A 20,184-nucleotide genomic window follows, 5' to 3' on the forward strand; every position below is an offset into this window, starting at 1 on the left:
GAGGAATCCGATGAAACCCGAATCGTTTGTCTTCCTGCTTCCAGGAGCGTTCTTCCTGGTGGTGGGCACGATTTACGGCACGCTGACCTCGTTCCGTGAGTTGGTGGGATTCCCAGCCCTCTTGCTCGCGGCTGGCCTCGCGCTCATGGTGGGCATCTACTTCCGAATGCTTGGCAAGCGCCATGGCGAGCGCCCAGAAGACAGGGAAGACGGCCGCATTGCCGAGGAGGCCGGCGACCAGGGTCTTTACGCTCCTTGGTCCTGGTGGCCTTTCGTGGTGGCTCTCGGCTCCGCGCTCGGATTCGTCGCACTCGCGGTGGGCTGGTGGATCATGGTGCCGGCGGCGATGGTCTCTCTCGTGGGCCTGATCGGCTGGGTGTTCGAGTACTCGACGGGCCGCTTCGCTCACTAACGTATCCGGGGGCCCATCGGGGCGCCCGCCACACTCAGAACCCCGGCTTCGCAACGGCGCGAACCGGGGTTCTGGCATGTCTCTGCCAAGCTGCTACAGCCAGTTCCTCACGTCGTCGCTCAGTACCAGCCTGTACGGGATGTGCGAGATTTCCTCGGCGCACGTCTGCACTCTGCGTCGGCGAGCCAGTCGCACCAGGCAGTCCCACGGACGCTCAGGATCGATCGCTGATAGTTCTGGCAACACGATCGACCTCATGGCGCGCAGCAGCGCCTCCTCACACACCTCATCGTGTACATCGCCGCAAGGTGTCACGATCGTGAACTCGAGGCGCTCGCGCAGCGGCACGCGATTGCCGTCTTCAAGCACGAGGTACTCGCGGACCGCGAAGCTTTGGCAATCCTTTGACGTCGACGTGGTGGGCACCAGGTGGCACTCTGCGGTGATCTCCACCGGGCGCGGAGACCCGTCGCGCCGGGCAGGGGGAATGGGCCCGGAGGTCGCCAAGGCGAATCGTCGCGGGTGGGTACTCCACCGTGCTGCCGGAGGCAAGGTCTCTCCTCGATGCTCGTCGCTGAGCGGACACACTTCTGCCAGTGCAGAGTGGACAGGGATAGGCCCATAGTCTCAGGTGCGCTCGCCCGCTCAACCGGGACTTTGGCCCTCCACCCGCTCCCTTGCGCTGCGGGGCACTCACGCACCCTCAACCGCCGCCAACGCCTGCTGCGGGGCACTCACGCCCCCCGCCACGCGCAGGAAGCCCGTGCCCACCGTGCCACCATGGGCTCATGCTGATCCGTGCCATGACCGGCGACGACCCACTCATGCCCTTTCTGCTCGCGGCGATGAACTGGCGGGATGAGGGACACTGGACAGAGGACTTGGTGCTGGAGAGGCCCGAGGTGGCCCACTACGTCACCGGATGGATGCGGTCCGGTGACTGGGGTGTCATCATGCTTGACCAAGAAGCGCCCGTGGGTGCCGCGTGGTGGCGCATCTGCACAGGAGACGACCCCGGCTACGGCTACGTCGGCGACGACATCCCGGAGGTCGGCCTCGCCGTGCTCCCCGGGCTGCGCGGGCGGGGTCACGCGTCGTCCCTCATGCGGTGGCTGTTGGCGTCCGCGCGAGCTCAACGCATGCCAGCGCTCAGCCTGTCAGTGGAGGATGGCAACGTGGCGGCGCGCGCGGTGTATGAGCGTTTGGGGTTCGTCAAGGTCGGCAGGACTGGCAACTCGGACACCCTGGTGCTTCAGCTTCTCTGACCCCGAGCACGGGACAGGTCAGGGGGTGAGCAACACCTTACCCGTGGTCTTGCGGCCTTCGAGAGCCCGATGCGCCTCAGGCGCCTCCTCAAGTGGGTACGTGGCGCCGATGCGCACCTCGAGGCTTCCGTCGGCTATGGCGCCAAACAGTTCGCCGCTACGCCATTGGCGCTCTTCGTCGGTGCGCAAGAAATGCCCAAGCGACGGTCGCGTGACGCTCAGTGAGCCCGCCGCGCTCAGCCGTTGAAGATCGAAGGGAGGCACCTGCCCTGATGATCCGCCGAACAAGACGAGCATGCCACGCACGGCGAGCGAACCAAGGGAGGCATCGAACGTCGACTTGCCCACGCCGTCGTAGACAACATCCACGCCGCGACCGTCCGTCAACTCCGTTACCGTATTCGGCACGTCGACGGCAAGGTTAGCGAGCCGGTCGTATCGAATCACGTGAGTGGCGCCAGCGTTCCTGGACAGTGACGCCTTCTCGGACGTGGAGACTGTGGTGATGACTTGTGCCCCGCGTGCAACAGCCATCTGTGTGAGCAACAGCCCCACGCCGCCTGCGCCGGCATGGACCAGAGCCGTGTGGCCCGACGCAAGCGCAAAGGACGACGTCGACAGGTAGTGGGCAGTGAGGCCCTGCAGCATTGCCGCAGCGGCGACCTCCGTCGCCACGTCGTCGGGAAGGGCGTAGCAATCGCTCTGAGCGATGGTGACGTATTCGGCGTAGGACCGGGACGCGAAGGCCCATGCGACGCGATCGCCTACCCGCGCCCAGGTGACCCGTTCTCCCACCTCGATGACCGTCCCAGCGCCCTCGCTGCCAGGAGTCATGGGGAAGTCGACGGGGTACACGCCGGAACGCCTATAGATGTCGATGAAGTTCACACCGGCCGACTCGACGCGCACCAACACCTGATCCGGTGGACACTCCGGTACCGGAAGGTCGTGCAGTTCCATGACGTGGGGGTCGCCCGGTTGGGACGCGACGATAGCCTTCATGCCTCCATCGTGGCACGAAGGCCACTCAAGCAGCCGTCGCTCAGGCGACGTAGTCCTTGAGGTGTCGGGCGGTGAGTGTCTTGCCGTCGGCCACCATGTCGGTTGCTGTTCCCTCGAACACCACCGTTCCGCCGTCGTGGCCAGCGCCGGGACCAAGATCGATGATCCAATCCGCGTGAGCCATGACGGCTTGGTGGTGTTCGATCACGATCACCGTGTTGCCGTCGTCGACGAGGCGATCCAAGAGGGCCAAGAGGTTGTCCACATCAGCAAGGTGGAGCCCTGTGGTGGGCTCGTCCAAAATGTACGTCGTGCCCTTCTTGGCCATCTGAATGGCGAGTTTGAGGCGTTGACGCTCGCCCCCCGACAAGGTGTTGAGCGCCTGGCCGAGGCCGATGTAGTGCAAGCCGACGTCGTTGAGACGCGCAAGAATCGCGGCGGCCGGGCCATCGGCGAAGAACTCGAGTGCCTCTGCAACGGACATCTGGAGGACCTCGTGGATATTCCTGTCGCGCAACCTGTACTCGAGCACTTCGTCCGTGAAGCGCTTGCCCTCGCACGCCTCGCAGATGGTGCTGACCGTCGCCATCGGGCCGAGGTCGGTGAAGATGAGGCCAGCCCCTTTGCACACGGGGCAGGCGCCTTCAGAGTTGGCGCTGAAGAGGGCCGGCTTCACCCCGTTTGCCTTCGCAAAGTCCTTGCGGATGATGTCGAGCAGGCCCGTGTACGTGGCGGGATTGGACCGGCGTGATCCCTTGATCGCACTCTGGTCAACGACGACCACCTGATCGCGCGAGGCGAGGTTGCCGTGAATCAGCGAACTCTTGCCGGAACCGGCCACACCGGTGACCACCGTCAGGATCCCTGTGGGCACGTCAATGTTGACGTCGCGCAAGTTGTGCTGGGTGGCACCCCTGATCTCGAGTGCGCCGGTCGCTTTGCGCGGATGGGCGCGCAACTCAGCGCGGTGGTCGAGATGGCGCCCCGTGAGCGTGTCGGAGGAACGCAACTGAGCGACGGTGCCGGTGAACTCGACCTGCCCACCGTCCTTGCCTGCCCGCGGTCCGAGGTCGACCACGTGGTCGGCAATGGCAATCACCTCTGGCTTGTGCTCGACCACGAGGACGGTATTGCCTTTGTCGCGCAGGCCCAGCAGGAGGGTGTTCATGCGCTGGATGTCATGCGGGTGGAGGCCTGCAGTGGGTTCGTCGAACACATACGTGACGTCGGTCAGGGCGGAGCCAAGGTGTCGCACCATCTTGACGCGTTGAGCCTCTCCGCCCGACAACGTACCTGCGGGCCGGTCGAGGCTGAGGTAGCCGAGGCCAATCTGCACGAGCGCGTCGAGGTTCTCTTGTAGCCCATTGAGGAGGGGAGCGACGGAGGGCTCGTCCAGTCCCCTCACCCATTCGGCGAGGTCGGAGATCTGCATGGCACAAGCGTCGGCGATGTTGACGTGACCAATGCGCGAAGACCGTGCCGCCTCCGCGAGCCGCGTGCCCTCGCAGTCCGGGCATGTGGTGAAGGTGACCGCCCGCTCTACGAAGGCCCGGATATGCGGCTGCATGGCGTCCACGTCTTTGGAGAGCATCGACTTCTGGATCTTGGGCACCAGGCCCTCGTAGGTCATGTTGATCGACTCGATCTTGACCTTGGTGGGTTCCTTGTAGAGGAAGTTGTCTCGCTCGCGTTGGCTGGAGTCGCGGATGGGCTTGTGGGGGTCGAAGAATCCAGACTCGGTGAAGATGCGAACCATCCAACCGTCGGCCGTGTAGCCGGGGATGGTCAGGGCGCCCTCCGCAAGGGACTTCGAGTCGTCGAATAGCTGGGTCAGGTCAATGTCGTTGATCGAGCCCATTCCTTCACAGCGCGGGCACATCCCGCCAAGTACCTTGTATTCGCGCTTCTCGGCCATGACAGCGCCGCCTTTTTGCACCTTCACCGAACCGACACCAGTGGAGGACGGCACGTTGAACGAAAACGCCTGCGGTGGCCCGATATGAGGCTGGCCCACCTTGCTGAACAGGATGCGCAGCAGCGCATTCGCATCGGTCGCGGTGCCCACGGTCGAGCGCGAGTTGGCGCCCATGCGCTCCTGATCGACAATGATCGCCGCGCTGACGCCACGAAGTGAGTCCACGTCCGGGCGGGCGAGCGACGGCATGAAGCCTTGGACGAATGCGCTGTAGGTCTCGTTGATGAGGCGCTGAGACTCGGCGGCAATCGTGCCAAATACCAGGGATGACTTTCCCGAGCCCGAGACGCCGGTGAAGACCGTCAGCCGTCTCTTGGGGATGGTGAGCGAGACGTCTTTGAGGTTGTTCTCGCGCGCTCCCTTGACCTCAATGAAGCCGTGAGAGTCAGCGGGATGGGCGCGGTCGGAAGAGTCGGGCAAGGCTGGCTCCTTGGATGCAGGCGGAATGGGGACGATGCCTGACATGAGTCTAGAACGCGGCTCCGACGAGTGGCCTGGCCGGGCGCGACGGGCCGACGCTGGGCCAAAGTTCCCGCTCGAGACCACCCGAGGCCCGCTACGGTCGCGACATGGATATTGACCCGCGGAACCCTGCACCTGTCGCTGCCTTTGCCCGTCAGGAGCGCCTCGTCGTCGTGTCCACCGTCTCGCCCACTGGCGACCCAGAAGCGGCGCTCGTCGACATCGCGGCCGACGATGAGGGCACCTTCTTCTTCAACGCCTACAAGACCGCGCGCAAACTCAACAACCTACGCGCCAACCCGAAGGCTGCCATGGTCATCGGGACCAGGGGAGAGGTGTCGCTCCAACTGGAGGGTCCGGCGTACGTCGCCGAGGGCGAAGAGAAGGCGTACCTCGCGGCCGCACATGTCGCCCACTACCCAGGCTCGCGCGCAGAGCACGAGGACTTCGAGATGGTCGTCATCCGCCCCACCTGGGTGAGGCACTACGACGCCTCGACAAGGCCGCCCACGGTGGTCGAGGTGACCTGGTAGCCGCCAGCGAGCAACGCCAAGGGCGGGCCTCCCGTTTCCAGAAGACCCGCCCCGTGCGTCGTCGTTACTTGTTCTTCTTGGAGATGGCCCAGATGCCGTCGGCCAGGTCCTTGTCGGGGTGCTGAACCGACACGTACATCACCTTGCGGTCCTTGCCAAAGTAGATGCCCGTGGTCTCCGCTCCCTCGTCCTTCAGCGAGGCGAACAGCGAGACGGAGTCGGCCGCGCCGTCGCCATTTGCGTCCATCGTCGCCTGGTAGATGTCGGAGTAGTCATTGTCTTCGACAATCCACAGGGTGCCGTCTGGGCCCTCTGCGAGGTTGTCTGGGCCATTGAAGCCCGTGACGGAACCCGCGACCTCGACCGGCACGTTCAGGCCAGCCTTGACGAAGGTGGAGACGGTCTGACCTTCCAGGTCAATCGCGATGACGCGGTCTTCTGACGTGTTCGCCACGTAGAGGGTGTCATCAATGATTTCGATGTCCTCGGGACGGCCAAACTCGGTCGCATTCACAGCGTTCGCGGCGGCGTCTCCATCAATCTGTGCCATCGCCTGGTCCAGTTCGACCCACTCAAAGGCGCCCACCTTGGAATCCACGTTGCCAGAGTTCCACACCTGCTGCTCGTCCGTGAGGCCCGTGAGCTTGAGCGCGTACAGCGTTCCTTCGGACAGGTCCTCCTTCTCGGAAGGGACAAAGCGGAAGATCGATCCACCGTTGTATTCGTCGATCACGTAGACCGCGCCGTCTTCACCCACATCGATGCCTTCGTGTCGCAGACTGCCGAGCGCGCCGCGCTCCACCACCTCGACAACCGCCGTCGGGTCGTGCTTCTCGAGGAAGATCTCGTAGACCTTGCCGCCGACCGTTTCCTCGGTAATCAGTAGCGTCTTCCAGGGCGTCCACCGGATGCCGTCCAGGCGGTTCCAGTCGAAGCCCCAGTCGGCGCCGCTCACCAAGACTGATGCCTCACCCGTCTTGAGGTCGGTGACCCCGACGGCGCCGCCAGAGCCGACCTCATAGGTGTTGTACATGTAGCGGCCGGAACGGTGGCCACGTTCGTTCTGAGTGTTCATGTCGTGCAGGTCGTCAACGCCTGGGTAGACGTCCAGTACGGTCTCGTCCTTGACCATCCACTGGTTGTAGCCCTCAGGGACCACGTAGGGGACATCCCACGTTGTGGATGCTTGCCCATAGGCAGAGGCCTCCAGAGGCTCGTACTCCCAAGGGCCGTTGTACGGGTTGGCGAAGGCGATGCCACCGAGGGCCACCGCGCCAATGCCTACTGCAGAAAATGACGTGCGCATGTGTCGTTCCTTCAGGTTGTGCGGGAGGGGACAACCAGAACGTAGCGAAGCGCACTACCGTCGACGCTGAACGCGAGGTGTCCGGTTTATGGCACTTTGGGAAAGGTCCAGGAAACACGCCAAAGCGCCGACGCACGACACGCCGTGAATGCGTGGGTTGGTCCGCGCGAGGGCCGCCTAGTCGGACGTGAAGCTGATGGAGTCGGCTACGTAATACCAGGCCGAACGCGCGGACTCGTCACTCTGGTAGATCGTGGGCGTGCCGGGGGTCATGATCCATTTGTGCTCGCCAGCATCGATCAGCAACCGGGTGGGCGGCTCACCTTCTGCGTATGCCGTGGCGCCCGCGATGGTTGGCTCCCACGTGGACAGGTCGGCTGGCGCTGACACGTCTGCGGTCTCGACAATGTCGAAGTAGAACCCCGCGCCGAGATCGATCACATCGGGGGTGAACGCCCAGGTCAGGCGGAACCCGCCGTCGATTGACTGGACGTCCACCTCTTCAGGGACGATGAGCCCCAGTTCAGCTGCGTCGGCGCGCGCCTCTTCATCTGGAGACGAGCGCCCGAACATCAGCCACGCTCCCAAGGCAGCGATCACCAAAACTAGCGCCATCGCTGCGAACAGAACCTCCCGATGCGGACGGGTACCGAGGGGCTCCATTCCGTCGCCTCCGGCCGTGACTCCTCCAACGCGCGGATCCCTCGTGGGCGTGGATCCGTGGTGGGCGGCCGGCCCGTTGTATCCGCCCATGCGTCCGTTGTACGGGTCCACGTATTGCCCCCTTTTGCGTCGCTCCGATCATTGTAGGCACACGGTAGCGAGGCCACCGCTGGAACCCATGTGCGCGGAGTCCCGGGCGTCGGCGGCCCATCCGAGCGCCAGCGTCGGCCGGTACGAATCAAGCCACTGGCGGGATTAGTGGGTGAAGGCCGGTACGAATCAAGCCACTGGCGGGAGATGGGTGCCGAAATCGGTACGAATCAAGCCATTTCGAGGGGCGGAGGGGCGGACGGGCGGGCCGGAAACGACCTCGGGCGGGCCAGCCGTTTCCGGTAGGCCCGCCCGAGGCGGGGGAGACGCCGACCGGGCGAACCCGGGAAGGGGGACAGCGTCTCTGTGAAGCAGAGGGTCTCTAGACGAGCAGGCCCTGGGTGCCAGAGGCACGGGTGAAGCGCTGCTGGACGTTGGCCCAGTCAACGACGTTCCACCAGGCCTTGACGTAGTCGGCCTTCACGTTCTTGTACTGCAGGTAGAAGGCGTGCTCCCACATGTCGAGCATGAGCAGCGGGATGAGGCCAACGGGCACGTTGCCCTGCTGGTCGTACAACTGCACGATGACCAGCTTCTTGCCGATCGTGTCGTAGGCGAGGATCGACCAGCCGGAGCCCATGACGGTCATGGCGTTGTGGGTGAAGTGAGCCTTGAACTTGTCGAAGGAGCCAAAGTGCTCGTCGATCGCGGTGGCGAGGTCGCCCGTGGGCTTGTCGCCTCCATCTGGCGACATGTTGGTCCAGAAGATCGAGTGATTGGTGTGTCCGCCAAGGTTGAAGGCGAGTGCCTTCTCGAGGCCGGCGATTGCCGCAAAGTTGTCGGTGTCGCGAGCCTCTGCCATCTTCTCCAGAGCGGTGTTCGCGCCAGCGACATAGGCGGCGTGGTGCTTGGAGTGGTGAAGTTCCATGATCTCGCCCGCGATGTGCGGCGCGAGTGCTGCATAGTCGTAGTTGAGGTCCGGCAGCGTGTAGTCAGCCATTCTTCCTCCAGTGCGCCCCGGGGCTTCCGAGACTCTCGTTGTGGCGCGTACCAGGAGGTACGCGTTTGTCCTTCAGAGTCAACGTGTGTGCGTCGGTGACCATTCCATTGTGGTGCGAAAGGCCCGCGCGCGCGACCGGTCAGGGGTGAACGGCAGGCTCTTCCGGCTTCGCTTTGGCCTTCTCTTCCAACTCGTGCGCGTGGTGAGCCTCCGCCGCCTTGAGCTCTGCAGGCGTGACGGGCTCAATGCGGTCCTCGAAGTAGAAGCGCGATACGGCGGCCTTGAAACGATCCCACCGGTAGCCCTTGCGGCGCACTCCGCGGTGGTTGTGCTCGGGAGCCAACTCGCGCGGCTTGAGTGCGTCGTAGGAGACCCTGACCCACCGCTCCTGCTCGCTCAGCGGCTCGTGCACCTCGATGTACTCGCCGTTGTCGAAGCGGACGATGCGTCCCGTCTCATGACCATGCAGCACCAGTTCGCGGTCCTTGCGCTGCAAGCCCATCGCGATCCGTTTGGTCACGATGAACGCGACAACGGGCAGCACGATCACCGCAATACGGAACATCCACGTGAGAGCGTTGATCGACAAGTCGAACAGCGTGGCGACGATGTCGTTCGAACCCTCGAGCACGAGCACCACGTAGAACGTGATGAGTGCGACTCCTAGCGAGGTGCGCGTGGGCGCGTTGCGAGGGCGGTCCAACACGTGCTTCTCGCCGCGGTCGCCGGTGGCCCATGCCTCGATCCACGGGTAGAGGGCGAGGAACCCGAAGAAGAGGCCCGGCACCACCACGGCGGGGATGAGCACATTGAGCGAGAGCGTGTATCCGCCGATCACGTACTCAAGGTTCCCTGGCATGATGCGCAGCGCACCGTCGATGAACAACATGTACCAGTCTGGCTGGGTTCCTGCAGAGACGGGGGAGGGGTCGTACGGTCCGTAGTTCCACACAGGGTTGATCTGGAACACGGCGGCGAGCAGGGCGATCACGCCAAACACCACGAAGAAGAAGCCGCCAGCCTTGGCCGTGTAGACGGGGAACAGTGGCAGCCCAACGACGTTCTTGTCGGTGCGCCCGCCTCCCGGGTACTGCGTGTGCTTGTGGAGGAACACCAAGAAGAGGTGGAGTGCGATCAGCCCAAGAATGATGGCGGGGATCAGCAAAATGTGCGCAGTGAACATGCGTGGAATGAGCGCTTCGCCGGGGAACTCTCCGCCAAAGAGCCAGTAGGAGATGTACGAGCCGGCGATGGGGATCGACTTGATTACGCCGTCGATAATCCGCAGCCCGTTGCCCGACAACACGTCGTCGGGAAGCGAGTAGCCGGTGAAGCCCGCCGCGAGCGACAGGATCATGAGCGTGAAGCCCACCACCCAGTTGATCTCGCGCGGCTTGCGGAACGCGCCGGTGAAGAAGATGCGCGCCATGTGGGTCACGATCGAGGCGGTGAAGATCAGCGCGGCCCAGTGGTGAATCTGGCGCATGAGCAAGCCGCCTGGTACCTCGAAGGACATATGCACGGTTGACTCGAAGGCCCTCGACATCTCGAGGCCTTCCAGCTGCGGGAAGTCGCCCTCGTAGTGGACGATGTCCATCGACGGGACGAAGAACGCGGTCAGGATCACGCCTGAGAGCAGCAGTACGACGAATGAGTACAGCGCGATCTCGCCGAGCATGAACGACCAGTGATCGGGGAAGATCTTGCGCGCGATGAACTTGGTGAAGGCGCCGATGGAGGTGCGCTCGTCGACGTAGTTGGCTGTGGCGCCTGCCGCTCGGTTGAGACGGGTGTCCGTGGGCGCGGTCTTCACTTCGGTCACTTGAGGCGCTCCCAGTAGCTCGGGCCGATCGGCTCATTGAAGTCATCGGTGGCGATGATGTAGCCCTCGTCATCGACGGCGATGGGCAGCTGCGGCAGCGGCCTGTTGGCGGGACCAAACACCACCTTCGCACCGTCCGCGACGTCGAACGTCGACTGGTGACAAGGGCACAGCAGGTGATGCGTCTGCTGTTCGTACAGGGCCACGGGGCAACCAACGTGGGTGCAGATCTTCGAGTACGCGACGATGCCGTCAAAGGACCAGTCCTCGCGACCCGGCTGGACCTTGAGGTCTTCTGGACTCATGCGGATCAGCAGGACGACGGCCTTGGCCTTCTCTTCGAGCTGGTGGTGTTCAAGCTCCAGGAGGCCATCGGGGATGACGTGAAAGACCGATCCGATGGTGACGTCCGAGGCCTTGATGAGGCTGCCATCAGGGTCCTTCGCCAGGCGAACGCCCTGCTTCCACATGGTGTGGCGGAACTTGGAGACGTTCCAGTCGCCTCCAAGGTTTCCGATGGCGGGGACAAGGACGGACAGGGGAGCGATGGCCAGCGCGGTCACCAGGGAGCCTTTGAGCAGGCCACGGCGCCCCACGCCGACGCCGGCGTCCTTTGCGCCTTCCTTCAGGTTGTCGATGGCGCCAGCACGCGCTTCTTCCGACGAGCGCAAGGGGTGGCGCTCCTCCACCATGTCGTGGTCGCGCATGAGCGTTTTCGCCCAGTGAATGGCACCGACGCCGATGCCGATCATGGCGAGGAAGATGCCGAGTCCCATGAACATGGTGGTGTTCTGCACACCAGCGATGTTGTCGCCTCCCACGTCTCCCATGACGTAGGCGGCGATCGCGATGATGGCGCCTAGTACCGACAGTCCGAACATTGCGGCCACTTGACGCTCGGCCCTGTCGGCGGCCTTGGGGTCGACGTCGGCACGGCGTGGCCTGTGTTCGGCAGGCACGCCAGGATCGGTGAACTCCTCGTCGACAGCGTCGCCTTGGTGCTCCACGTTGTCGGTGCTCATGAGGAACGGACTCCAATCCACACGGTAAATGCCACGATCAGACCCATTCCGAGCAGCCAGGCCCACAGTCCTTCTGCGACGGGGCCAATGGTGCCAAGGCTCAGGCCGCCAGGTGAGCCATCGCGCTGCTGCTCAAGGAACGCGATCACGTCGCGCTTGTCTTCAGGCGTCAGGTTCGCTTCGTTGAACACCGGCATCGATTGGGGGCCCACCAACATGGCTTCGTAGATGTGAGTCGGCGTGGTCTGCCACAACGCCGGAGCGTACTTGCCTTGGCTCAGGGCGCCGCCGCCGCCCACCGAGCCGTGGCACATCGCACAGTTGGTGCGGAACAGCTGCATGCCGTTTGCTGGGTCGCCGAGCGAAGCGTCGACGGCTTCGGCATCCGGCACGGAGGGCCCGGGGCCAAGTGAGGCGACGAACGCGGCCAATTGCGCGATCTGCTCCTCATTGAACTGGACGTCCTTGGCGATGGCCTGCGGCCCAGAGGCCTGCATCGGCATCCGGCCGGTTCCTACCTGGAAGTCGACGGACGCGGCACCCACGCCCACGAGCGACGGTGCGACACCCACTTGGCCCTGGGCGTCGAGGCCGTGGCAGGTGGCGCAGTTTGCCGCGAAGAGCTTCTGGCCTTCTTGAATCGCGTCCTCTGATGCGACGGTTGCTTGTGCGGGCTGCGACCGGGCGAATGATGCCGCCATGGTGAGCCCAGCCAAGAGGACAAAGAGCAAGACGAAAGGTGCCGCGCGGTGGTGACGCTTCAAGGCAACGGTGCGCATGATGTCCCCTTACTGCAAACCGTAGATGACAAGGAACAGTGCAACCCAGACCACATCGACAAAGTGCCAGTAGTACGACACGACGATGGTGGTCGTTGCTTCAAGCGTGCCGAACTTCTTGGCGACGAACGACCGCCCGAGCACGAACAGCATGGCGATCAGACCGCCGAGCACGTGGAGTCCGTGGAAGCCAGTGGCCAGGTAGAACGCCGAGCCATAAGGCGAAGACGAAATGGTGAGGCCCTCGTGCACGAGTTCGGTGTACTCGAAGACCTGGCCGGCGATAAAGATCGAGCCCATGATGTACGTCAGCACGAACCACTCATGGGTGCCCCACGCGCGGAAGTGCAGCAGCGAACCAGTGCGTCGGCGTTGGTAGCGTTCGGCCGCCCACACGCCCGCCTGGGCCGTGAAAGACGACGCGACCAGGACTGCGGTGTTCACCAGCGCAAACGGCACGTTGAGCAAAGACGTGCCGGAGGCCCACTCGCCGGGAGCCTCGCCGCGCAGGGTGAAGTACATGGCAAAAAGGCCAGCAAAGAACATGAGTTCTGAACTGAGCCAGACTATGGTCCCGACCGCCACTCTGTTGGGGCGCGTAGCGTGGATCGGGGAGGACATCGCCGCTGGTGCGTGGGACATGTCTTCATTATGCCTGTCTTCTGCATGCCCGCGAGCAAAGGTCCCGGGTGTCGGCGTGGCACGCCGCTGTTGACCGGACGCGACCGGTGTTCGGCATGCCAGAATGGACCGCATGAACGACGTCACTGTTCGCCAGGGCGATTCCCCTGCGCTCCCGCCAGTCAGCATCCTGCTCTACAGCGACGACGTCACGGTGCGTGACAAGGTCAAGCTCGCCGTAGGTCCCACGACTGCGGGTAGGTCGGTGGAGTGGACCGAGACCGCGACTCACGAGGGCACCGTCTTGCAGGCCGACGCGAACGATTTTGACTTGATGATTCTCGATGGCGAGGCGGCGAAATCCGGCGGTATGGGCCTTGCCAGGCAGTTCAAGCACGAGCTCTTTGTCTGCCCGCCCATCCTGCTGTTGGTAGGCCGCATGGGCGACGCCTGGCTGGCCACCTGGTCGGAGGCCGACTCGGCCGTCGCGCACCCGCTCGACCCGTTCGTCGTCAAGGACGCTGTCGACGCATTCTTTGCTCCGGCCGCCGCGAGCGCCTGAGGCTGAATCCCCCCACCGACGCACCACCAAAGGAATCCTCATGGCAACGTGGCCCGACATCCTGATGCGCCTTTCGTTTGACGAGGACCTGAACGCCTCTGACACAGCTTGGATGCTTGACGAGGTGTTCAGTGGCCGTGCGACTGATGCCCAACTGGGTGCGTTCCTGATGGGAATGCAGACCAAGGGTGCGACTGCTGCCGAGGTCAATGGCATGGTCCAGACGATGTTGGCCCACGCGGCCCCCATCGCGATTCCCGGTCGCAGCGTGGACATCGTGGGCACGGGAGGGGACAAGGCCAACACCGTCAACATCTCCACGATGGCCGCGATCGTCATCGCGGGCGCTGGCCTTCGTGTCGTGAAGCACGGCAGCAAGGCGGCCTCCTCGACCACAGGATCCTCGGACGTGCTGGGCGCGTTGGGCGTGAACCTCGACCTCGAGCCGGAGCGCGTTGCGCAGGTGGTTGACGAGGTGGGAATCACCTTCTGCTACGCCATCAAGTTCCATCCGGCCATGCGCTTCGCTGGGCCGGTGCGCAAAGAGCTTGGCATTCCGACCATCTTCAATGTGCTTGGGCCACTGGCGAACCCTGTGCAGCCGACCGTGAGTGTCATCGGTGCATCCTCTGAGCCGCTCGCCCCCGTCATCGCCGAGGTGCTCGCGATGCGCGGCCGTGAGGGCATGGTGTTCCGCAATAACGACGGCCTCGATGAGCTTGCGGCGACTTCTTCGACACGCGTGTGGGTGGTCCGCAACGGAGTGGTGACCGAATCCGTGATCGACGCGGTCGAGGATCTGGGCCTTCACCCGATTCCGATCGAGGCTCTGCGCGGTGGCGAGTTCGACGAGAACGCCGCGGTCGTGAGGTCGGTTCTTGCGGGCGCGAGCGGCCCTGTGCGCGAGACGGTCATCGCGAATGCCGCCTTGGCCATTGCGGCCGACGGAACGCTCCCTGGCACCGACGCAGACGACCTGCTGACCCGTATCAGGGCAGGTATGGTTGCCGCCGCTCATGCGATCGATTCCGGCGCGGCTGAGGCGACTCTCCATCGTTGGGCGAAGGCCACTCAGTCCTGAGGGCTAACAAGGTCTAGCGCCGCAATTGCTCAACGCTCTCGCGATCTGAGTTGCGCGCTGCGACCCAGCGCACGTGCCTCGCCGCTCCCATCGCTGGACTGCTCCACTCTCCTTCGATGAACACCAGCCGCGTGCCATCCGATTCGAGCCACTTCGCGATCATCTCCCGTTCCTCGACCAAGGCATCGGCGGGGGCCTCGTCCCATTCGTCCTTCAGACGGGCGCAAGCGGCCCACACGCCCTTGGAGACGTGGGCAGAGCCGGCAAGCACGCCGTCAACGACGCACACCACGTCAAAACCGTGACCCGCGCGCTTGACCGCCACGAGCCTTACACCTCTCAGGGATTGCAGGCGTTGAGCGCGCATCGACCCATCCACCAGCGCGGAGATTCCGTCTCGCAAGTGAGCAGCCCGCTCAAACTCCAGTTTGGACGCGTGTTCCTCGATGGCAGCGGCAATCGCAGAGATCACTGGTGAAGGGTCTGCAGTGAGTGCCGAGGTGGCAGCAGCCACCGTGGCGTCGTACCCAGACGACTCACCGTCGACGCAAGGCGCGGCGCACTGACCTAGATCCTTTTGCAGGCACGCCCTGGCACCTGCGCGCGGCACGATGGTCAGGCGCGTCGTGCAGGTGCGCACTCCCAATGCGTGCTGAACCGCCTCAATAGCCGCTTGCGACTCGCCCGCTCCGCGCATCGGCCCCACGAGTGCGCCGCCTCCTGCCGCTGAACGGGTCACGCGGAGGCGAGGGTAGCGCTCGTCGGTGAGGCCGATCCACGCGGTGCGCTCCGGCCGGACCGATCGGCGGTTGTAGCGAGGGCGATGCTGATCGATCATGCGAACCTCGACGACTCTGGCTTCGAGGTCGGTCGCACATACGTACGTGTCGACGCCTACGGCAAGTTCGAGCATCTCCCTGATCTGACGACGCTGCTCGCCGCGCGTGAAGTAGGTCTTGACTCGCGAGCGCAGGTTTTTCGAGGTGCCAACGTACAGGTGTTCGCCCCGGGGGCCCCTGAACACGTACACACCCGGCTGGGCGGGAACCTTGTCCGCCATCGTCGCCTTTTTGCGCAACTTTTCGGGGACGGGGTTGCGCAAAGCGTCAAGGTCTTCTCGGTGCGTGATGCCGAAGCGCGCCAGGCGTTCAAGCATGTGATGGAGGATTTCCGACGTGGCCCTGGCGTCCTCCAGCGCCCTGTGGTTGGGGGTGACGACCGTGCCGAAGGCCCGCGCGAGGGTCGACAGTTTCTTGTTGGGCGCCTCTTCTTTTGTGGTGGCTCGTCGCGCAAGGGTGACTGTGTCGACCACCTCATTGCCTGGCCAGCTGTACGAGTGTTGCCTGCACGCCGCCTTGAGGAAGCCGACGTCGAAGGGGGCGTTGTGCGCCACGAGCACAGCGTCGCCAAGGAATTCGAGGAAGCTAGGTAGCACCTGCTCGATCGTTGGCGCTGCCACCACCATGGCGTCGGTGATGCCAGTGAGCGCCACGATCATCGGCGGGATCGGGAGGCCAGGGTCCACGAGGGTCTGGAACTCGCCGATGACCTCACCTCCGCGAGTCTTCACCGCGCCGATCTCGGTGATCGCGCTTGACGCAGGGGAGCCGCCGGTCGTTTCAAGGTCGACGACCACGAAGGTGGTCGAGTGAAGAGGCTCACCGATCTGGTCGAGCCCCACCTGCACGCCATGAAGCTGGCTGCTCAAGTTGGGGGCATCGATCGTCATGGGTGAGACGGTACGTCACCGGTCAGACAGCGGACTCCGCCGATGCTCGCGGCGAGATGTCAGGGGGCGCGGATAGCGTGATTGTCATGTTGATCGAATGTGATGAGTGCACGGCACGCGGCCCAGCGTGCGGCGACTGCGTGGTGTCTTTTCTCACGATCACGCAGCGTCCCCGAACCATCGAGGTAGACGACGACCAAGCGGCGGCCATCTCCGCGATGTCTCAAGGCGGGCTCTTACCGCCATTGCGACTCGTGCGGAATGAACGCGCCAGTTAGGAAGTCGGGCCCGATGCGTACAAGTCCTCGATGCGCTCGTGGAAGTCCGCGATCACGCGGGAGCGCACCACCTTGAGGGAAGGGGTGAGATAGCCGTTCGCGATCGTGAAGTCGTCCAGTACCACCTCGTACTTGCGAATGGACTCGGCACGGGAGACGGCCTTGTTGGTGCGCTCGACGGCCCTGTCGAGGTGCTCGCGCACCGTCGCGTCCTTCGAGGCCTCTGCCACGGTCATCTCCGGAAGACCCTTGGCGCGCAGCCAGCCTGGTAAGGCCTCCGCGTCGAGAGTGATGAGGGCGGCGATGAAAGGCTTGCCGTCACCTACCACCACGCATTGCGACACCAGGGGATAGGCCCTGAGGCGGTCCTCAAGCATCGCAGGGGCCACGTTCTTGCCACCCGCCGTGACGATGAGCTCCTTCTTGCGGCCGGTGATGGTGAGGTAGCCGTCCTCGTCTTCCACCCCGATGTCACCCGTCATGAACCAGCCGTCGTGGGACGAGGCCGCCGTTGCCTCGGGGTTGTGGTGGTAGCCGGCGAACAGAGACGGTCCGCGCAACAGGATCTCCCCGTCGTCGGCGATCTTCACCTCGATGCCAGGCAGCGGTTTGCCCACCGTGCCGATCTTGGAGCGCGAAGGCCTGTTGACGTGGGAGGCCGCGTTGGTCTCCGTGAGTCCGTAGCCCTCCAAGACGACCAGGCCGAGTCCACGATAGAAGTGCCCGAGCCTCTCGCCGAGCGGCGCGGACCCTGAGATGGCCCAGTGACCGTTGCCGCCGAGCACGTTGACGATCTTGTGGAGCACCAAGCGGTGAGCGATGCGGTGGCGCAGCGTGAGGGCGGTGGAGGGCCCCTGAGGCGTGTCGAGAGCCTTTGAGTAGTCGATCGCCTGCTTGGCCGCCCAGCGGAAGATCTTCACTTTGCCGCCTGCAGCGGCCTTCTGTTCGGCGGCCGTATAGACCTTCTCGAACACCCGCGGCACGGCAAGGATGAGCGTCGGCTTGAACGTGCCCATGTAGGGCACCAACTTGGCGGGGTCGGGACAGAAGCCCATCACCGTGCCAGAAGCAACCAACGCCACCTCGACAAGCCTCGCGAGGGAGTGTGCGAGCGTGAGGAACATGACCGTCGAGGCGCCGTCCTCGAACAACACATCGCGCAGTTCCTCGTGAATGCCAGCGACGTGGACCGTGTAGTTGCCGTGCGTCAGTCGCACGCCCTTGGGGCGCCCCGTCGTGCCCGACGTGTAGATGATGGTGGCGAGGTCTTCCGGACCCGCAGCCGTACGCCGCGCCTCGAGCTCGGCATCCGTCACGCTCGCGCCCTCAGCCTTGAGAGCGTCGAGTGCACCCTTGTCGATCACTTCGATCGCGGTGAGTGGAGACTCCGTATCGGAAGCCACCTTGCGGGCTAGCTCCGCGTGGGCCTCGGTTTCCACGAAGAGCGTGGTGATATTTGCGTCCGACGTGATCCAGTCGATCTGGGAGGACGACGACGTGTCGTATACCGGCACGGGAATGGCGCCAGCCGACCACAAGGCAAGGTCGAGCACGGTCCACTCAAAACGCGTGCGGCACATGATGCCCACGGTGTCGCCAGGGCCGATTCCGCGCGCGATCAGGCCCTTCGCTACGGCGTCGACATGCTCGCGCGCCTGACGGCCCGTCACATCGATCCAGTCATCTGCAGGGTCGGTGTAGCGCATGACCACTCGGTCTGCATTGGTGGACCACGAGTCGGTGACAAGCGCCATGATGTTGCGTGCCGTGGATGCTGGGGACGAGGCATCACTCATGTTGACTCCGTTGGCAAGGTGACTGGTTGCGCTCACGATACCCTCGGTGGGATTGCTTGTGATACATCTGAAAGGACTGACGTGGACGCGGTAGGTGTCGATATTGGGGGAACCAAGATCGCTGTGGGAGTTGTCGACAGCGCTGGCACCATCCTGACGAAGGTGCGTCGTCCGACGCGGCCGCAGAACCCTGGCAGCATCGACGCCGCCATCGCCGACGCGGTGGCAGAGTTGTCAGGTCAGTACGACGTGCGAGCCGTAGGCCTTGCTGCAGCAGGTTTCGCGAGTTCCGACCGCAATCACATGAATTTCGCGCCCAACATCGCGTGGCGCGACTATCCCTTGGGTGACAACGTGCGGGCGCTGATGGGCCGCGACGACGTCACGGTGGTGGTGGAAAACGACGCCAACGCCGCGGGTTGGGCCGAATACGTCTACGGCGCAGGCAAGGGCACCGGCACCATGGTGATGCTCACGATCGGAACGGGCCTTGGATCGGCGATCGTCGTTGATGGGGAACTCGTGCGCGGTGCTTACGGCTTTGCCGCTGAGCTCGGACACTTGCGCATGGTGCCAGGGGGACAGCCGTGTGGCTGCGGCCAGAAGGGGTGCTGGGAGCAGTACGCCTCTGGCTCCGCGCTGACCCGCGAGGCGCGTAAGGCGGCTGTCGATCGCCCCGTTCGCGCCGCTGGACTCATCGAGCGAGCGGGCGGTAACCCTCTGGCGATCTCTGGTCCAGATGTCACCGCCGCCGCACTTGAGGGCGATGAACTCGGGCTCGAACTCCTCGCCGACGTCGGCCGCTGGATCGGCGAAGGCTGTGCCCAGGTCGCTGCCGTTCTCGATCCAGAGGTGTTTGTCATCGGCGGGGGAGTGATTGCCGCTGGAGACTTGATGCTTGCTCCCGCACGCGAGGCGTTCGCCGAGCACTTGACGGCGCGTGGCCACCGGCCGGTGCCCCCCATCCTTGCCGCTGACATGGCAAATGATGCTGGAATCGTGGGGGCGGCAGCGCTGGCCCGCGAAGCAGTGCCGCTTGACATGACACCCCGCTAGAACGAACACGAGGAGAGCCATGTACTACCAACTGTTCAAACACGTCCTTCTTGGCCCGGGGCTCAAGGTGTACTACCGGCCCTGGGTTGAGGGAGCCGAGAACGTGCCCGACTCTGGTGGAGCGATCCTCGCCTCTAATCACCTGTCGTTCTCGGACTCGGTGTTCTTGCCCTTGGTTCTCAAGCGCAAGGTGGTCTTCCTCGGCAAGTCTGAGTACTTCACCGGCAAGGGCGTCAAGGGCGCCGCTACGAGGGCCTTCATGCAGGGAGTCGGCACCATTCCCGTCCACCGCGGTGGCGGAAAGGCCTCTGAAGCGGCCCTTCGCACTGGCATGCAGGTTCTGGGTGGTGGCGAGTTGCTCGGCATCTACCCCGAAGGAACTCGTAGCCCAGACGGCAGGCTGTATCGCGGCAAGACCGGCGTGGCGAGGCTTGCCATCGAGGCGGGCGTCCCGATCATCCCCGTGGCGATGATCAACACGGATGTGGCACAGCCGGTCGGCAAGAAGGTGCCTTCGCGAGAAGACATCGGTGTGCGCATCGGCGCCCCCATCCACATCAGTGCGTATCGGGGTCGCCAGGAGGACCGGGAGGCCCTCCGCGAACTCACCGACACCGTCATGAGCGCCATTCGCGAGATGTCGGGTCAGGAGTACATCGACCGCGACTCGGCGCAATACAAGCGTGAACTCGCGAAAGCCGAGCGCGAGGCGGACTCCACGGAGTCCTGA

At 64.1% G+C, this 20,184-nt stretch carries 19 protein-coding genes; 7 read left to right on the top strand and 12 right to left on the bottom strand.

The genetic code is table 11. The features are described 5' to 3' along the window. Positions 1-10 precede the first annotated feature (10 nt). Complete coding sequence (locus tag LGT36_RS04230) at positions 11-412, top strand: cytochrome c oxidase subunit 4 (protein ID WP_226096773.1); 402 nt, start codon at positions 11-13, stop codon at positions 410-412. 93 nt (positions 413-505) lie between these two features. Here the strand turns inward: LGT36_RS04230 and LGT36_RS04235 are convergent, their stop codons facing one another. Beyond that, on the bottom strand, positions 506-865 hold the full coding sequence (locus tag LGT36_RS04235; RefSeq protein WP_226096774.1) for a hypothetical protein: 360 nt from the start codon (positions 863-865) through the stop codon (positions 506-508). 335 nt (positions 866-1,200) lie between these two features. On the opposite strand from LGT36_RS04235, the gene LGT36_RS04240 reads away from it, so the two are divergent. Further along, positions 1,201-1,677: a GNAT family N-acetyltransferase gene (locus tag LGT36_RS04240; protein WP_226096775.1), complete on the top strand. Its 477-nt coding sequence runs from the start codon at positions 1,201-1,203 to the stop codon at positions 1,675-1,677. An 18-nt stretch (positions 1,678-1,695) separates the two neighbouring features. On the opposite strand, the gene LGT36_RS04245 is transcribed toward LGT36_RS04240, so the two are convergent. Continuing rightward, a complete protein-coding gene (locus LGT36_RS04245; protein ID WP_226096776.1) occupies positions 1,696-2,679 on the bottom strand; it encodes a quinone oxidoreductase in 984 nt (327 codons plus the stop codon). Between the two features lie 40 nt (positions 2,680-2,719). Continuing rightward, entirely contained in the window at positions 2,720-5,119 is a 2,400-nt protein-coding gene (locus tag LGT36_RS04250; RefSeq protein WP_226264696.1) for an excinuclease ABC subunit UvrA, read from the bottom strand. 104 nt (positions 5,120-5,223) lie between these two features. Here LGT36_RS04250 and LGT36_RS04255 point away from each other — a divergent pair, with 104 nt between their 5' ends. Further along, positions 5,224-5,649 (top strand): pyridoxamine 5'-phosphate oxidase family protein, encoded by a 426-nt coding sequence (locus LGT36_RS04255; RefSeq protein ID WP_226096778.1) that lies wholly within the window; start codon positions 5,224-5,226, stop codon positions 5,647-5,649. Positions 5,650-5,713: 64 nt separating this feature from the next. Here the strand turns inward: LGT36_RS04255 and LGT36_RS04260 are convergent, their stop codons facing one another. The 7 genes from LGT36_RS04260 to LGT36_RS04290 form a co-directional block, all read right to left on the bottom strand. Further along, a complete protein-coding gene (locus LGT36_RS04260; protein ID WP_226096779.1) occupies positions 5,714-6,955 on the bottom strand; it encodes an alkaline phosphatase PhoX in 1,242 nt (413 codons plus the stop codon). A 177-nt stretch (positions 6,956-7,132) separates the two neighbouring features. Further along, on the bottom strand, positions 7,133-7,729 hold the full coding sequence (locus LGT36_RS04265; RefSeq protein WP_226096780.1) for a hypothetical protein: 597 nt from the start codon (positions 7,727-7,729) through the stop codon (positions 7,133-7,135). A gap of 361 nt (positions 7,730-8,090) precedes the next feature. Next, positions 8,091-8,708 carry a superoxide dismutase gene (locus LGT36_RS04270; RefSeq protein ID WP_226096781.1) on the bottom strand — a complete coding sequence of 206 codons (618 nt, stop codon included), beginning with the start codon at positions 8,706-8,708 and terminating at the stop codon, positions 8,091-8,093. A gap of 139 nt (positions 8,709-8,847) precedes the next feature. Further along, a complete protein-coding gene (locus LGT36_RS04275) occupies positions 8,848-10,521 on the bottom strand; it encodes a cytochrome bc complex cytochrome b subunit (protein ID WP_370634349.1) in 1,674 nt (557 codons plus the stop codon). Positions 10,522-10,526: 5 nt separating this feature from the next. After that, a complete protein-coding gene (locus tag LGT36_RS04280; RefSeq protein ID WP_226096783.1) occupies positions 10,527-11,552 on the bottom strand; it encodes a ubiquinol-cytochrome c reductase iron-sulfur subunit in 1,026 nt (341 codons plus the stop codon). Continuing rightward, on the bottom strand, positions 11,549-12,331 hold the full coding sequence (locus LGT36_RS04285) for a c-type cytochrome (protein WP_226096784.1): 783 nt from the start codon (positions 12,329-12,331) through the stop codon (positions 11,549-11,551). The genes LGT36_RS04280 and LGT36_RS04285 overlap by 4 nt, the downstream gene beginning before the upstream one ends. A gap of 9 nt (positions 12,332-12,340) precedes the next feature. Continuing rightward, a complete protein-coding gene (locus LGT36_RS04290; RefSeq protein ID WP_226096785.1) occupies positions 12,341-12,973 on the bottom strand; it encodes a heme-copper oxidase subunit III in 633 nt (210 codons plus the stop codon). A 112-nt stretch (positions 12,974-13,085) separates the two neighbouring features. Between LGT36_RS04290 and LGT36_RS04295 the strand changes: the two genes are divergently transcribed. Together LGT36_RS04295 and trpD are read left to right on the top strand one after the other, a co-directional pair. Continuing rightward, a complete protein-coding gene (locus tag LGT36_RS04295; RefSeq protein ID WP_226096786.1) occupies positions 13,086-13,514 on the top strand; it encodes a hypothetical protein in 429 nt (142 codons plus the stop codon). Between the two features lie 40 nt (positions 13,515-13,554). Further along, a complete protein-coding gene (gene trpD / locus LGT36_RS04300) occupies positions 13,555-14,595 on the top strand; it encodes an anthranilate phosphoribosyltransferase (protein WP_226096787.1) in 1,041 nt (346 codons plus the stop codon). Positions 14,596-14,608: 13 nt separating this feature from the next. Here trpD and LGT36_RS04305 read toward each other — a convergent pair whose 3' ends face one another. Together LGT36_RS04305 and LGT36_RS04310 are read right to left on the bottom strand one after the other, a co-directional pair. Beyond that, positions 14,609-16,324 carry a DEDD exonuclease domain-containing protein gene (locus LGT36_RS04305; RefSeq protein ID WP_226096788.1) on the bottom strand — a complete coding sequence of 572 codons (1,716 nt, stop codon included), beginning with the start codon at positions 16,322-16,324 and terminating at the stop codon, positions 14,609-14,611. A 274-nt stretch (positions 16,325-16,598) separates the two neighbouring features. After that, positions 16,599-18,398 (bottom strand): long-chain fatty acid--CoA ligase, encoded by a 1,800-nt coding sequence (locus tag LGT36_RS04310; protein ID WP_248642171.1) that lies wholly within the window; start codon positions 18,396-18,398, stop codon positions 16,599-16,601. 81 nt (positions 18,399-18,479) lie between these two features. Here LGT36_RS04310 and LGT36_RS04315 point away from each other — a divergent pair, with 81 nt between their 5' ends. Both LGT36_RS04315 and LGT36_RS04320 read left to right on the top strand, forming a co-directional pair. After that, on the top strand, positions 18,480-19,454 hold the full coding sequence (locus LGT36_RS04315) for an ROK family glucokinase (protein ID WP_226264698.1): 975 nt from the start codon (positions 18,480-18,482) through the stop codon (positions 19,452-19,454). 19 nt (positions 19,455-19,473) lie between these two features. Continuing rightward, entirely contained in the window at positions 19,474-20,184 is a 711-nt protein-coding gene (locus LGT36_RS04320) for a 1-acyl-sn-glycerol-3-phosphate acyltransferase (RefSeq protein ID WP_226096570.1), read from the top strand.

Origin of the sequence: Demequina sp. TMPB413 (genome assembly GCF_020447105.2) — a bacterium.
In the GTDB taxonomy this organism is placed as follows: Bacteria; Actinomycetota; Actinomycetes; order Actinomycetales; family Demequinaceae; genus Demequina.

Bases quoted from the DNA above. Each gene is read 5' to 3' on its own strand.
- LGT36_RS04230 (WP_226096773.1), top strand. From the start codon at position 11: ATGAAACCCGAATCGTTTGTCTTCCTGCTTCCAGGAGCGTTCTTCCTG.
- LGT36_RS04240 (WP_226096775.1), top strand. From the start codon at position 1,201: ATGCTGATCCGTGCCATGACCGGCGACGACCCACTCATGCCCTTTCTG.
- LGT36_RS04245 (WP_226096776.1), bottom strand. From the start codon at position 2,679: ATGAAGGCTATCGTCGCGTCCCAACCGGGCGACCCCCACGTCATGGAA.
- LGT36_RS04250 (WP_226264696.1), bottom strand. From the start codon at position 5,119: ATGTCAGGCATCGTCCCCATTCCGCCTGCATCCAAGGAGCCAGCCTTG.
- LGT36_RS04255 (WP_226096778.1), top strand. From the start codon at position 5,224: ATGGATATTGACCCGCGGAACCCTGCACCTGTCGCTGCCTTTGCCCGT.
- LGT36_RS04260 (WP_226096779.1), bottom strand. From the start codon at position 6,955: ATGCGCACGTCATTTTCTGCAGTAGGCATTGGCGCGGTGGCCCTCGGT.
- LGT36_RS04270 (WP_226096781.1), bottom strand. From the start codon at position 8,708: ATGGCTGACTACACGCTGCCGGACCTCAACTACGACTATGCAGCACTC.
- LGT36_RS04280 (WP_226096783.1), bottom strand. From the start codon at position 11,552: ATGAGCACCGACAACGTGGAGCACCAAGGCGACGCTGTCGACGAGGAG.
- LGT36_RS04285 (WP_226096784.1), bottom strand. From the start codon at position 12,331: ATGCGCACCGTTGCCTTGAAGCGTCACCACCGCGCGGCACCTTTCGTC.
- LGT36_RS04290 (WP_226096785.1), bottom strand. From the start codon at position 12,973: ATGTCCCACGCACCAGCGGCGATGTCCTCCCCGATCCACGCTACGCGC.
- LGT36_RS04295 (WP_226096786.1), top strand. From the start codon at position 13,086: ATGAACGACGTCACTGTTCGCCAGGGCGATTCCCCTGCGCTCCCGCCA.
- trpD (WP_226096787.1), top strand. From the start codon at position 13,555: ATGGCAACGTGGCCCGACATCCTGATGCGCCTTTCGTTTGACGAGGAC.
- LGT36_RS04305 (WP_226096788.1), bottom strand. From the start codon at position 16,324: ATGACGATCGATGCCCCCAACTTGAGCAGCCAGCTTCATGGCGTGCAG.
- LGT36_RS04310 (WP_248642171.1), bottom strand. From the start codon at position 18,398: ATGAGTGATGCCTCGTCCCCAGCATCCACGGCACGCAACATCATGGCG.
- LGT36_RS04320 (WP_226096570.1), top strand. From the start codon at position 19,474: ATGTACTACCAACTGTTCAAACACGTCCTTCTTGGCCCGGGGCTCAAG.